The sequence below is a fragment of the Ruegeria sp. CF5 genome (assembly GCF_056537325.1).
This window is the reverse complement of the sequence record NZ_JBQFRI010000001.1, coordinates 32,765-45,617: the sequence shown is the minus strand read 5'-3', so window position 1 is coordinate 45,617 and position 12,853 is coordinate 32,765. Positions and strand designations below refer to the sequence as shown.

The following is a 12,853-nucleotide window of genomic DNA, read 5'->3' as shown; positions in this document are numbered from 1 at the left end:
GTAGGTGTCGTCGGTCAGTTCTAAATTTCTTACAAGGCCAGGTCGTCTCGGTGCACCAGTGCGGCCCGTCCCGGATATCCAAGCGTGTTTTCGATCTCGGATGACTTGCGTCCCTTGATGGCATCCGCTTCGTGCGCAGTGTAGCGGCTTAGCCCCTGCCCCAGCTTGCGTGCCTCGTGATCGAGAATCGAAACTGGGTCACCGCGGCCAAAGTCGCCGGTCACTTCGACGATACCGGCAGGCAGCAGACTTTTTCCATTGGACAACGCGTTGGCAGCGCCTGCATCCACAATGATCTCTCCACGCGGTTTCATAGCCGAAATCCAGCGTTTACGGGCCGCGTGCGGGTCCAGTTTCGCGGTGAACCACGTACAATTGGCGCCATTTTCAAGCGTTTTCAAAGGATTCAATGGTGATCCTTCAGTGATCGCCATATCGCATCCGGCTGCCGTTGCCATTTTTGCCGCCAGTAGTTTAGTTTTCATCCCCCCCTTTGAAAGACCCGACCCGGCATCGCCTGCCATCGCCTCAATCTCTGGGGTAATTCGCTCAATGACTTCAAAGCGTTCCGCAGACGCATCATCGTGCGGGTTGCCCGAGTAAAATCCGTCTACATCCGACAACAGGATCAACTGATCAGCACCAACGGTCACTGCGACCTGCGCTGCCAGCCGATCATTGTCACCATAACGGATTTCATCTGTCGCAACTGTATCGTTTTCGTTGACGATCGGCACGACACCCAGACCAAGAAGTGTCTCAAGCGTCGCGCGCGAGTTTAGGTACCGACGCCGATCTTCGCTGTCTTCCAGAGTGACCAGAACCTGGGCAGTGGTGATATCATGGGGCGCCAACGCTTCTTCGTAAGCACGGGCCAAACGTATCTGGCCAACCGCTGCTGCGGCCTGAGATTTTTCCAACGGCAGCGCGGCCGCAGGCAGCCCGAGTACCCCCCGACCCAATGCGATGGACCCTGAAGACACAAGGATCACATCCTTTCCCTGTCCTTTCAGCCAGGCAACATCCTGAGCTAGCGAAATCAACCAATCCGACCGTAGTTGGCCAGTATTCCGGTCAACCAGCAAGGCCGAACCGATTTTGACCACCAAGCGTTGGGATGCGGTCAGGGTTGCCAAGGCTGTGTCTCCTCAACGGGTTTCTGGCGCAATCTGTCTTCGTCGATCCGAGCACGAAGTGCGCGAAGAACGTCGGTCACGCCCAGATGCGCAACGCCTGACATCGTCATGACCGGGCCGCCGACAGCATCTTCCAGTTCAGCTTTGGTCAGCTCTATCTCATCTTCATCCAGGGCATCGACTTTATTAAGAACAGTAATCCTGGGCTTTTCCGCCAGTTCCCCACCGTAGGCTTCAAGCTCATGGATGATCGTTCGGTAGTCTTCGGCCACCGTCTCCGACGTTCCGTCGACCAGATGCAAAAGAACTGCACACCGTTCCACGTGGCCAAGAAAACGGTCACCGATTCCGCGCCCTTCGTGTGCGCCTTCTATTAGGCCCGGAATATCCGCCACGACGAATTCAACGTTATCCACGCCGACAACACCGAGGTTCGGGTGAAGAGTGGTAAACGGGTAATCGGCGATCTTAGGCCGGGCATTGGAGGTCGCCGCCAGAAAAGTGGATTTTCCCGCATTGGGCATTCCCAACAGGCCCACATCGGCGATCAGTTTGAGCCGCAGCCAGATTGTCCGGTCGACACCCGCCTGACCCGGATTGGCACGGCGCGGCGCCTGATTGGTTGCGGATTTGAAATGCAGGTTTCCGAAACCGCCATTGCCGCCCCGTGCAAGCAGGACCCGCTGACCGACCTCGGTCAGATCGGCAATTACGGTTTCTTCATCCTCGTCCAGTATTTCAGTACCAACAGGTAAACGCAGAACGATGTCGTCACCGTCTTTTCCAGTGCGTTGCTGCCCCCTGCCCGGCTGACCGTTTTTGGCAAAGAAATGTTGCTGATAGCGGAAATCGATCAGGGTGTTCAGACTGTCAACAACTTCGGCCCAGACGGAACCGCCTTTGCCGCCGTCACCACCATCGGGACCGCCATACTCGATGTACTTTTCGCGCCGAAAGCTGACGCACCCTCCACCTCCGGCACCGGACCGGATGTAGACCTTTGCAAGATCAAGAAATTTCATGAGGCATCCCCTACTGCAAAGGCCACATCAGCCACAAGTCAGAGTTTTCGACTATACGTCCAGGTGGGTACGTTCGAGTCGCGTGCGACCGAATAACTTTCGGCGTCACCAAGATATTGGAACCCGCAATGGGTCAACACACGGGCCGAAGCCGGATTGTCCTGAAAGACACTCGCGAACATTGTCGAGTTTTTCAGCGGGTTCGCATTGACCATAGCCTCAACCGCCATCGAAGCGATCCCGGTGTTCCAGTAAAGCGGCGCAACCCAGTATCCGACTTCGGATTGATTCCGATCCAGTTTCTTCAACGAAATCAGCCCGATCAGCTCGGGGCCGCCATCCTTGGTAGCGTCCATTGCCCAGACATCCTCGTCGCGCTCATCGGCCATGGCGCGACCAACGAAGGCTTCGATGGAACCGGGCGGCAACGGGTGAGGGATCGCCGTCGTCATACGGGCAACTCTCTCATCCCCGGCGTAATGCTCGATCAGTCCCATATCCGACCGACGCAAGGGGCGCAGATCGAACCGCACGGCTTCAATTACCGGCTGATTTATTATTGTTTCAAGTTTCATTAGTGCGTTCCTCCTCCGAACAACACGAAAAGTACGGACGCAACAGTCAAACTGGCTAACGTCCACATCAGATATTTTTCGGCACCCCGCCCTTCAACCACATGGGCAATTCTGTCTCCGGCAAAAGTCCAGATTGGATGCAGAATCAACTGGCAAATCAACAAACAGAGAGCAATCGTGAGTGTCGCGTCAAAGCTGGACGTTCCTGATGCGACAAAGCCTGTGAACCCCGCAATGATCATGGCCCATGCCTTTGGATTCAAAGGATGTACGATCAAGCCTGCCCAAAACCCCGGTGCGTCGCCTTCAAGTTTGCCAGTTGTCAGACGAAGGTTGGCAATCTTCCACGCAAGCCAGACAATATATGCGGCTGACGCGTATTTAAGGATGGCAAAGATCGCCGGCGCCTGTTCAGCCAACTGCAACAGGCCAAAACCCACAGGCCAGATGATCAACTGTTTGCCCAAGATCACGCCCGCCACAAACGGTAACGCTGCACGAAAGCCAAAGCGCGCACCTGTTCCCAACAGGACCATGTTGGCCGGTCCCGGCGTGCCGACCTGACTGGCGGCAAAGATCAGGAAACTGGTGGTTGCGACTGTCATCTGAGCGTTGGATCAAGGTTGCGTTAAAAACGAGAAAGGGGACCGGCACTTTCTGCCGGTCCCCCATGAATTTTTCTTAAACCTTCTGGGTTTCGGCTTACTCTGCGGCCTCCGCCACTGGCAGGACCGAAATAAAGGTGCGGTTTTTGAGTCCCTTGTGGAACTTCACGGCGCCATCAACAGTTGCAAAGATAGTGTGATCTTTGCCAATGCCTACGCCTTCGCCCGGCCAGAACTTGGTGCCGCGCTGACGCACGATGATGTTGCCTGCGATGGCCGCCTGGCCACCGTACAGTTTCACGCCAAGGCGACGACCAGCTGAGTCGCGACCGTTACGGGAGGAACCGCCAGCTTTTTTATGTGCCATTCTCTCTCTCCTTAGCCTTTGGCCAGCTCTTTGGCCTGCTCAACCCACTCGGGTTTCACTTTGACCGTTTCGATAGCAGCAATCTGCTCATCCGACAAGGCGGCCAGAGCGGCAAAGCTCTCGATACCGGCCTCGACCAGCTTTTTGGCAGCGGCAGGGCCGACACCGTTCAGCTTGGTCAGATCATCAGCAGCAGCGGCAGGTGCTTCTGCCTTGGCTTCTGCTTTCTTGGCAGGCTTTGCTGCAGGAGCAGCCGCGCCAGCCGGTGCCGAACCGGTTGCAGCTTTGATGCCCGACTTGTCAGCGCCCGACGACAGAATGTCGGTGATTTTGACCAGAGTCAGTTTCTGACGGTGGCCAACGGTACGCTTCGAGCTGTGCTTACGACGGCGTTTGACGAACTTGATGACCTTGTCACCTTTGATCTGTTCGATCACTTCGGCCTGTACGCCTGCGCCTTCGACGAAAGGTGCACCAACAACCGGAGCGTCACCGCCCAGCATCAGAACGTCGTTGAATTGAACAGTTTCACCTGCGTCGGCAGCCAGCTTTTCAACGCGGAGCACATCGCCCGCCTGAACCTTGTACTGCTTGCCGCCAGTCTTGAGGACCGCAAACATGCGTCTTTCCTTTTCATTACCGCGTTCTGTGGTCCCCTATCGGGTGTTGACGGCTTTCGCCACCTCGAACAGCGCGCCCGTGGTTTGGGCGGGTTGGCGACCCCCAAGCGTTTACTTGCGGGTCAAATAAAAACTTTACCCGGCACAGATAATCCGGCCGGGATGCGGGCTTATCCAAGTATTGGCTGGAAAAGTCAACAGGGTTTCAGACTAGAGGTCCGATGCTGACAGCGCCTGCGCGATCGCAAGTCCTAAATCGTAGGAGATACCGTCATACAATTGATCGAACCCCTCGAAAAGAGCTGCATTTAATGCCCTCCCCGTCTCGGTTCGGGAAAAGGCGATATTTTCGCGCATCTCCGCATCATTCAACGGTTGGTATGCCAGCAACAGAAAGGAATACAGCCAGATAGTGGTTTCTTCTTCTGTCAGTTCCTTCTGTGATAGAAGTTCCGATAGCAGTGCCCGATCATCCGTAGACACATTTTGCCCGTCTGCCAGACCCCGGAAAAAGCTGAAATCAGCGCTCAGCGAACCGCTGACATTCTGATCGACCAGATCGTTGGCACGTATGTATTCGTCAACCAGTAGAAAAAACGACGAAGAACGGTCGATTGCCTCATAGTTGGATCTTGCAAGTTCTTCGACGGCTTCATCCGAATAGGCCCGTCGCGCCGAGTTTTCTAATGATATGATTCTCTGACCTACATCGCTTTCGAAAAACAATGCGGCCTGTTCCAACTGGCTTTCAGATAAGGTTTGCTCAAGTGAAGCGCTCAGTGCCTCGTACATTCTGTCAGCGGCATATATCTGGTCAACTTGCAATCTGAAATACGAGGTTCCGCCTCCATCCAGCATCTCAGCGGCAAGGTCAGCGCTATTTGCCAGACCCTCATCCCGTAGAATGGTGACCACCTCGTCCATTTGCATTGCGTTGGCCAAACGCTTTACCGCCTCAGCGGCAGTGGCAGGTACTGCCAAGATCAGTAGAGTGGAAAGGAATAGTGCAGTCAGTCGCATCAAATATCCTGAGCCGGATGCAGATCGGCCATACGGGTGGCCAGTATCTCGAACCGCCCTGCCATTATTTCGTACTGGATCGCATTCAACAACTCATAGACTTCCTGCATCAGCGGCTCTTCCAATGCGTCCGCATAGGCATCCACATCATCGTCGGAAAAATCCCGATATGTGTATGCCGCTCCGGCCAGCGCCGACAACTGCAACGCGCGGCGCATATCTGCCTCATTCGCGCGGATCATCTGGCGCAATTGGTCACCATCCAGCTGAAGGTCAATCACGCCAGACGCGCTGGCAGCCATGAGGAACCGGATCTGTATCTCCTGCAGGGCCCTGACCGCTGTACCGGATGAGTCGATCGCCCGGTTCATCCTTTTTAGGCTTTCAACCCGGGTGGAGCCGTCCTTTACTAGGTCGGCAACTATGGACCTTCCCTCCAATTGCTTGGCGTCATCATCCTCGATCATATGAGATGCATTTTCTGCCTCGACCAGGCGCTGGCCAAGATCCGAGGCATAAAACTCGACAGCGTGATTTAGCGCCTCGTCACTTAGTGTCTGCTCAAGAATCGAGACGGCGATTTCGTGCATAACTTCGGTGTCGAAAACATCTTCGGTTAAACGTTTCCAATCCGACCCGAATCCATCCGGGTCAATACCCAGCATGTCAGGTGCCGAGGCCGAGGCAAAAGCGATACTGTCCAGCGCGACATCAAACCCTGTAGTGGTCAAAAACGCCTCAATTCTGTCCCGGTCTGCAGCCACGGCCGTTGCCGCGCCCAAAACAAGGGCAAAAATAGGTATCAAAGCCAGCGAAGCGGCACGTATTGCTATCTGTTTCATAGCTAACAGCCTAGGAGATTTCCGCCCGCAGGCAATTGAAATCTCCCGCAAGCAGCGTTTCTGAAAATTTCCACTTGCACCGCCGGACGATCCTAACTAAATCCCCCCCTCACAGACCCCCGCGGAGAGGTGCCGGAGTGGTCGAACGGGGCGGTCTCGAAAACCGTTGTGGGTGCAAGCCCACCCAGGGTTCGAATCCCTGTCTCTCCGCCACTTTACTGAGACAACCACATGCCTTGTTCATCGGCGCGAAGCATCACTCTCTATCGGTGCGCTTTTCGTTAGACAACAGATGTGTCCGTATCCAGATATTCCAAAATAGTTTTTTTGATTCAGCAAACATGTCTGCATAGGTCCGCGCACCTCTTCCAACAGCACCTTTTCGGCCCATTCCTGCCTTTCAACTGATCGGTTCGCTATCGCATCGAAGCCCTTCAATCCTGCCATTCGTTGCAACCACACTTTCCCCGGCTCATCAAAAGTGGAAGCTGAGCGACAAATTCGTCATTTGTTTTTAGAGATCAAATGACCGTTGACACTGAATTGTTCAAAAGCTGATGGCAACGTTTAACTGAGACACGCTGTGATCCTGACGAAAGCGGCATTGCCCCACATCCATCTTTCGTCATTTACAAATTAAAACATTCATTTTATTGATTGCGTATGAATGAAAATACATTTTCGCGACGCAGTTTCTTGTACGGTGCCGCTTGTATCACAGCGCTTGGAGCGCAATCCAAAATCGCTTGGGCCGAGTTACAACTCGGTTCTTCGGCTCGGATTGCAACCATGTCAGACGGGTACCTGTCATTGCCTCCGGAAATGGTCTTCGGCGCTATGCCGAAGGCAGAACTCAGGCAGCTTCTAGACAGTTACAAGGTGGACGCGACAAAGTACGAGCCAGAGTGCAACGTGGCGCTTTATCGAGATGATCAAAACACGGTGCTGTTCGATGTAGGAGCTGGATCCGATTTCATGCCAACATCCGGCAAGCTTCTGGAAACTCTTGAAACTATCCACCTGTCGCCCGAAGACATCTCGCACGTGATCTTCACCCATGCGCATCCGGATCACATCTGGGGCGTTTTGGATGATTTCGGCGACCTTCTGTTCCCAAACGCGACGCATCACTTTGGCCGAAATGAGTGGGATTATTGGTGGAACCCTTCAACTGTGGATTCGATAGGGGAAGACCGCGCTGCGTTCGCTGTAGGCGCTAAGCGGCGTATGGCAGCAATTGAGGATCAGGTCGCGTTCTTTGACGATGGGCAAGAGATCCTTCCCGGTATTGCCGCACGCGCAAGCTTTGGGCACACACCCGGCCACATGGCATTCGAAATTCGCGGCGGCAATGAACCCGTAATGGTTGTCGGCGACGCGTTGGGAAATCCACACGTAGCTTTTGAACGCCCAGACTGGCATAGCGGCATGGATCAGGATCCACAGGCGGCTGCAGCAGCTCGGAATTCGCTGCTGGATCAGATTTCCCACGAGCAAATGAAAATAATTGGCTTCCACCTGCCGAATGGTGGAATCGGCCGGGTCGAGAAGACTGGGTCTGCTTATAAGTTCATTGGAGAACCATAATGATGCGATCGCTGGCGATTTTCTTGGCCCTGGCCACACCAGCTTGGGCAAGCGAGGATATTGCTGACCAATACCCGCAAAACGTGCTGTATTCTAAACCGGTCGAGTACATCCCTGGCGTCTATTCCGCGATTGGCGCAACCGCTCCACCGACCTACGAGAACTCTGGTCACAACAATAATCTCAGCTTCATTGTAACCGGAGAGGGCGTGATCGTCATAAACGGCGGCGCGGCTTATGTGCTTGCCGAAGCGCTTCACCAGGAAATTCAGGCAATCACGGATCAACCGGTTAAGCTTGTCTTCAACGAGAATGGTCAGGGGCACGCGATGCTTGGCAACGCTTACTGGTCTGACCTCGGCGTTCCAATCATTGCACATTCGGACGCAGCTGCTGAATTCGAGGAATATGGCCCTCAAATTCTGGAGGGAATGCAGCGATACAACCAGGACAAGGCAGAAAAAACCTTCCTGGCTGGCCCAACCGAGACATTCGATGATGAATACGTTGTTGAGATGGGTGAATTCCGGATTGAGGCAAAATACCTCGGGCCCGCCCATAGTCCTGGAGATATCTCGATCTGGTTGCCGAACCAAAGCCTTGTCATCGCGGGTGACATGGCGTTTCACGAGCGCATGCTGCCAATCTTTCAGGAGACTTATACTGCGGATTGGCTTGATACCTGGGACAACGAGTTCGAAGCTTTGGGAGCCACGTATGTCATCCCCGGACACGGACATCCGACGAATATGGATCAGGTGCGCCGTTATACACGCGACTACCTGGTCTATCTGCGCCGCAAGATTCAAGAGCATATGGATGCCGGCGGCGATCTCGCAGAGGCTTATTATGTCGATCAGTCAGCGTATGCCCATTTGGACACATTTGAGGAACTGGCGACAAAAAACGCCGGGCGCGTTTTTGAGCAGATGGAATTCGAGTAACTCAGAACGTTTGAGGAACAGGTATTCGACTCAATAACCTGTGCGTGCTGATCGCTCCAACCCACATGAAGAAAACGGCAAGCCATGCCGTCAATGACAGGGCGGACCCTCCCGAAAGCCCTGCGCCGACGGCGCACCCTCCGGCCAGCATGGCTCCAAACCCCATGAGAACAGCTCCAACGAGGTAGCGTTCCATCGGAGTTTCCGGGCCAAACCGTTCTATCTTCCACTGCCCTGCAGTTAAGGCTGAGACTGCGGCGCCAATTGCTACGCCTGGAACAAGGCCGATACCGAAAGACAACACGACGTTTCGCTTCGCAACCAACGCCATTAGTGTATCCGTAGCCGGTCCGGTAAATGTGACTGACGACACAGGCACGACTTCAAAAGATGCTTGTGCGATGGCAAATGTCATCAACCAGCCGAGCGCCACCGCCAGGCCAACTCCTGCGGCTGTTATGATCCTGATAGGAGTGACTCTCCGGTGGAATGCAAACACAATTGCCGACAACAAACCCAACGCTGCAACGGCTGTATAAGCCGTTGGCGAAAATCCAAGTATTTCCGAAAGATCTCTCGAGGCGCCTCCTGGAACAGTCCAGATCCCGGAAAGCAACTCGCGGGCGGGACTAAGAACGCCCGTGTAAGCCGCCTGAGCCACTAAGGTTAAAACCAATCCTGCAATCAAGGCGCGCAGATTACCGCAGGAGGCCAATACCAACAGGCGAGATGCACACCCACGCGCCAGAACCATGCCGACGCCGAACATCGCTCCGCCAAATATTGCACCGCTAAGGCTACCCGTCGACGCGATCGCGCGTGTCTCGGAAAGGTCTAACCACTCAAACGAGACAAACGCCTGTACTAAGGTGAGCGCTGTGGTGAAGGCTATCAGCCAAACCGCCAGACGGGGACCAAACTCGCCTTCGGCGACTTCGATGGTCGACGCTCGCAAACAAAAGTGAGACTTCTGGGCCGTCACGCCGAACAGGATACCGACAAGCGCACCCGCAAATGCTAAAGCGCCAGGGTCTCCCAACAAATCGATGAGCCTTTCCATCAACAGAAACTCTCACTTCGTTGCTTGCGCGTCCTTGTCTTCGGTCAAGTTGTCATTTTCATTGCGCGGCCATTGGCCTGCGCGCCAATTGGCATTGCGTCCATAACTCACCCAAGGCAGATACCAGTCGATCCACGTCTTCTGTGGAATGCACTGGGGAAGGTGTAATCCGCAGTCGTTCCGTTCCCTTGGGGACGGTCGGATAGTTGATTGGCTGGATGTAAATTCCATAGTCACGCATCAGCACATCAGAGATGAAGCGACACTTGACCGGATCGCCGACCATGACCGGAATGATGTGACTTGGGTTCGGTTTATGTGGAATGCCCAGATCATCCAGCCTGTTTCTCACCTCGCGCACACGCTGCTGGTGTAGTTGACGTTCCGCATTGCTTTGCTTCAGGTGTCGAACCGAAGCAGCAGCTCCTGCGGCCACGGTAGGAGGCAATGCAGTGGTAAAGATAAAGCCGCTGGCGAAGGATCGGACAAAGTCAACAAGCTCTTTCGACGCCGCGATGTATCCACCGACTACGCCGAATGCTTTACCCAATGTTCCCTCAATGACGGTTAGCCGATCCATCAGGCCTTCGCGCTCAGATATGCCACCGCCGCGCGGTCCATATAGCCCTACCGCGTGAACCTCATCCAAATAGGTCATCGCTCCATAGCGATCGGCCAGATCACAGATCTCAGCAATTGGTGCGATATCGCCATCCATGGAATAGACGCTTTCGAACGCAATGAGTTTTGGGGCATTGGCAGGCAGTTCAGCAAGGTGCCTTTCAAGGTCAGCTAAATCGTTGTGTTTCCAGATACGCTTCTGGCACCGACTGTGACGAATTCCCTCGATCATCGAGGCGTGGTTCAACTCGTCAGACAAGACTGTGATGCCAGGAATGCGAGACGCCAGAGTTCCCAGTGCGGCCCAGTTCGACACGTAACCGGACGTAAACAGCAACGCAGCGTCCTTGCCATGCAAGTCAGCAAGCTCTTGCTCCAGCAAAACATGCTGGTGGGTGGTTCCAGAAATGTTCCGCGTTCCTCCCGCCCCGGCACCACACTCATCAATCACCTTGTGCATTGCTGCAATAACACTGGGGTGCTGACCCATCCCCAGATAATCATTTGAGCACCACACAGTGACTTTCTCCGGGCCATTTTCCGCGTAGCTAAGCGCTGTCGGGAACGCGCCACACTGCCTTTCGAGATCCGCAAAGACCCGATAGTTCCCTTCCTCTTGAAGCCGGTCGAGTTGACCACGAAAAAACTGCTGATAGTTCATTTCAGTTCCCAACGGCTTCTTCTACGATCCCGGACAACAGGTTCTGAACCTTTTGCATTGGTCCATCAGGATAGCTTCGGTATCCAACCATCACGCCATTGTCGTCTTCGGCTACAAAAATCCCATAGGGGCAGAAGCCAATATTCATCGGGTCGGCTTCCATCACTTCACGCGAGATTTTTGCCGAGCAGAAGATGAAGATGTCTGCAGCTGCAAATATCTGCTTGTCGCTGCCGACATCAGCGCCTGTTCGACTCAACATGTCGCCGACGTGGCTTACATAGTCGATGACCAGTCCCTGCCCCACAATCGCGGACTCGACGGCGAACGTTGCATCATCAAAACTGCCATCGAAGGGGGTCGTGATGATCTCTTCTGCAAGCCCTTGGCTCGCCAGAACAGTCGAAAACGCGGCTACGGCGATAACGTGTTTCATGTGTTTAGTCCTCCTCCTGAACCGCATTTTCTCAGATTGATCATCGGGGTCTTTGACAACGGTCAAAGCCCCCAAATGCCTCAACCAAACATGTCCGACGTGATACCAACGTACCAACCCAGAGACTCTTCGTAAGTCGCTTTTCTCAAATCGGCATCTTCACCGGTTTGGCTGATAAAGCCATCAACTTTCGCGATCTTTTCTGGCGTCGCCTCATAAGTTGCTCCAACCTTAACGCCATCATCGGTATCGATCAGCGACCAGCATGTGTTCGAGAACTTGGCCGGGAATACTTTAGACCCGGTCAACGCACCTCTTACTGCGTTCGCACAAACTTTTGCCTGACTGTTTGCCGAAAAACCGGATTTCGGCATGTCACCCTGCTGGCTGGCATCACCAAGAACATATATGTCCGGATCGGCTTTGGAGGACATGTCCGCAGCGTTCACTGGTGCCCAGTTGCCGTCGGTTACTCCCGCCATTTCCGCAATGCGGCCGGCTTTCATCGCTGGGATCACGTTGCAGACATCGACCTTTGTCTCTTCACCGTCAATCGTGACGGTCATTGCATCCGGGTTCACTGATACGTTGCCGCCACCAAAATCTTCGCCGATCCAGTCAACCATTCCTTCATAGTTGTTTCCCCAGCCTTCTTGGAACAAAGCCATTTTCGAGAATTTCGGCTTCGGATCGGCCACAATGATCTTTGCTGTTGGGTTGTTTGCCTTCAGCACATGAGCGACCATCGAAACCCGTTCATACGGCCCGGGCGGGCAACGGTACGGGTTAGGAGGCGCGACCATCACGAAGGTACCACCTTCGGGCATCGCCATGATCTGGGCTTTTAGCAGCTCGGTCTGGGAACCAGCCTTGTACGCATGCGGCATCTTGTTTTGCGCCAAGACGTCCCAGCCCTCAACCGCACCATCAACAAAGTCGATACCCGGGCTAAGGATCAGCTTGTCATACGGAACTGACCCGCCGCCGGCCAAAGAAACCGTCTTGGCATCGCGATCAACCCCTGTGGCCCAATCATGCACGACGTTGATGCCGTAGTTCGCAGCAAGCGTGCCATAGCTGTGGGCGATGTCCGAAAGCTCCTGAAAACCTCCCAGATACAGGTTAGAGAAGAAACAGGTGTAGTAGGTCCGCGACGGCTCAATCAGCGTCACGTCGATCTCCCCTTTGCTGTCTTTGGCGATGTACCGCGCGGCAGTTGCACCGCCTGCCCCGCCGCCGACGACAACGACTCGTGGCTTGCCTTGAGCCAGCACCATCGGAGCAGATAGCCCGGCTGCCGCCACCCCGGCGGCTCCAAGAAATACTCGTCTATTAAGTGTCATCGCGTTTCCTCCCG

Annotated in this window: 14 protein-coding genes and 1 tRNA gene; 3 read left to right on the top strand and 12 right to left on the bottom strand. The window is 54.5% G+C overall.

What is annotated here, in order from left to right; genetic code table 11:
- Positions 1 to 29 precede the first annotated feature (29 nt).
- From proB to ACR0NW_RS00195, 8 genes are all read right to left on the bottom strand, one after another.
- Complete coding sequence (proB, locus tag ACR0NW_RS00230) at positions 30 to 1,136, bottom strand: glutamate 5-kinase (RefSeq protein WP_480449537.1); 1,107 nt, start codon at positions 1,134 to 1,136, stop codon at positions 30 to 32.
- Positions 1,124 to 2,158, bottom strand: coding sequence for a GTPase ObgE (gene obgE, locus ACR0NW_RS00225; protein ID WP_480449538.1), 1,035 nt, complete (start codon positions 2,156 to 2,158; stop codon positions 1,124 to 1,126). The genes proB and obgE overlap by 13 nt, the downstream gene beginning before the upstream one ends.
- Before the next feature lie 38 nt (positions 2,159 to 2,196).
- Positions 2,197 to 2,733, bottom strand: coding sequence for a GNAT family N-acetyltransferase (locus ACR0NW_RS00220; RefSeq protein WP_170655512.1), 537 nt, complete (start codon positions 2,731 to 2,733; stop codon positions 2,197 to 2,199).
- On the bottom strand, positions 2,733 to 3,338 hold the full coding sequence (locus ACR0NW_RS00215; RefSeq protein WP_480449539.1) for a LysE family translocator: 606 nt from the start codon (positions 3,336 to 3,338) through the stop codon (positions 2,733 to 2,735). Before ACR0NW_RS00215 ends, ACR0NW_RS00220 begins: the two co-directional genes overlap by 1 nt.
- Positions 3,339 to 3,435: 97 nt before the next feature.
- Positions 3,436 to 3,705, bottom strand: a complete 270-nt coding sequence (gene rpmA / locus ACR0NW_RS00210; RefSeq protein ID WP_050602452.1) for a 50S ribosomal protein L27 — start codon at positions 3,703 to 3,705, stop codon at positions 3,436 to 3,438.
- Between the two features lie 11 nt (positions 3,706 to 3,716).
- A complete protein-coding gene (locus tag ACR0NW_RS00205; protein WP_170655508.1) occupies positions 3,717 to 4,325 on the bottom strand; it encodes a 50S ribosomal protein L21 in 609 nt (202 codons plus the stop codon).
- A 210-nt stretch (positions 4,326 to 4,535) separates the two neighbouring features.
- A complete protein-coding gene (locus ACR0NW_RS00200; RefSeq protein WP_480449540.1) occupies positions 4,536 to 5,345 on the bottom strand; it encodes a DUF2059 domain-containing protein in 810 nt (269 codons plus the stop codon).
- Complete coding sequence (locus tag ACR0NW_RS00195) at positions 5,345 to 6,187, bottom strand: DUF2059 domain-containing protein (RefSeq protein ID WP_480449541.1); 843 nt, start codon at positions 6,185 to 6,187, stop codon at positions 5,345 to 5,347. Before ACR0NW_RS00195 ends, ACR0NW_RS00200 begins: the two co-directional genes overlap by 1 nt.
- 123 nt (positions 6,188 to 6,310) lie before the next feature.
- Here ACR0NW_RS00195 and ACR0NW_RS00190 point away from each other — a divergent pair.
- From ACR0NW_RS00190 to ACR0NW_RS00180, 3 genes are all read left to right on the top strand, one after another.
- Positions 6,311 to 6,400, top strand: a tRNA-Ser gene (locus tag ACR0NW_RS00190).
- Between the two features lie 576 nt (positions 6,401 to 6,976).
- Positions 6,977 to 7,774 (top strand): MBL fold metallo-hydrolase, encoded by a 798-nt coding sequence (locus tag ACR0NW_RS00185; protein ID WP_480449542.1) that lies wholly within the window; start codon positions 6,977 to 6,979, stop codon positions 7,772 to 7,774.
- The gene (locus tag ACR0NW_RS00180; protein ID WP_480449543.1) at positions 7,774 to 8,718 is read left to right on the top strand and encodes an MBL fold metallo-hydrolase; all 945 of its coding nucleotides are present in this window, start codon (positions 7,774 to 7,776) and stop codon (positions 8,716 to 8,718) included. The genes ACR0NW_RS00185 and ACR0NW_RS00180 overlap by 1 nt, the downstream gene beginning before the upstream one ends.
- A 1-nt stretch (position 8,719) precedes the next feature.
- Here the strand turns inward: ACR0NW_RS00180 and ACR0NW_RS00175 are convergent, their stop codons facing one another.
- From ACR0NW_RS00175 to ACR0NW_RS00160, 4 genes are all read right to left on the bottom strand, one after another.
- Entirely contained in the window at positions 8,720 to 9,778 is a 1,059-nt protein-coding gene (locus ACR0NW_RS00175; protein WP_480449544.1) for a YeeE/YedE family protein, read from the bottom strand.
- Between the two features lie 58 nt (positions 9,779 to 9,836).
- The gene (gene hemA / locus ACR0NW_RS00170) at positions 9,837 to 11,060 is read right to left on the bottom strand and encodes a 5-aminolevulinate synthase (protein WP_480449545.1); all 1,224 of its coding nucleotides are present in this window, start codon (positions 11,058 to 11,060) and stop codon (positions 9,837 to 9,839) included.
- Position 11,061: 1 nt separating this feature from the next.
- Complete coding sequence (locus ACR0NW_RS00165) at positions 11,062 to 11,496, bottom strand: DUF302 domain-containing protein (RefSeq protein WP_480449547.1); 435 nt, start codon at positions 11,494 to 11,496, stop codon at positions 11,062 to 11,064.
- A gap of 80 nt (positions 11,497 to 11,576) precedes the next feature.
- Complete coding sequence (locus ACR0NW_RS00160; RefSeq protein ID WP_480449548.1) at positions 11,577 to 12,839, bottom strand: FCSD flavin-binding domain-containing protein; 1,263 nt, start codon at positions 12,837 to 12,839, stop codon at positions 11,577 to 11,579.
- Positions 12,840 to 12,853: the final 14 nt, after the last annotated feature.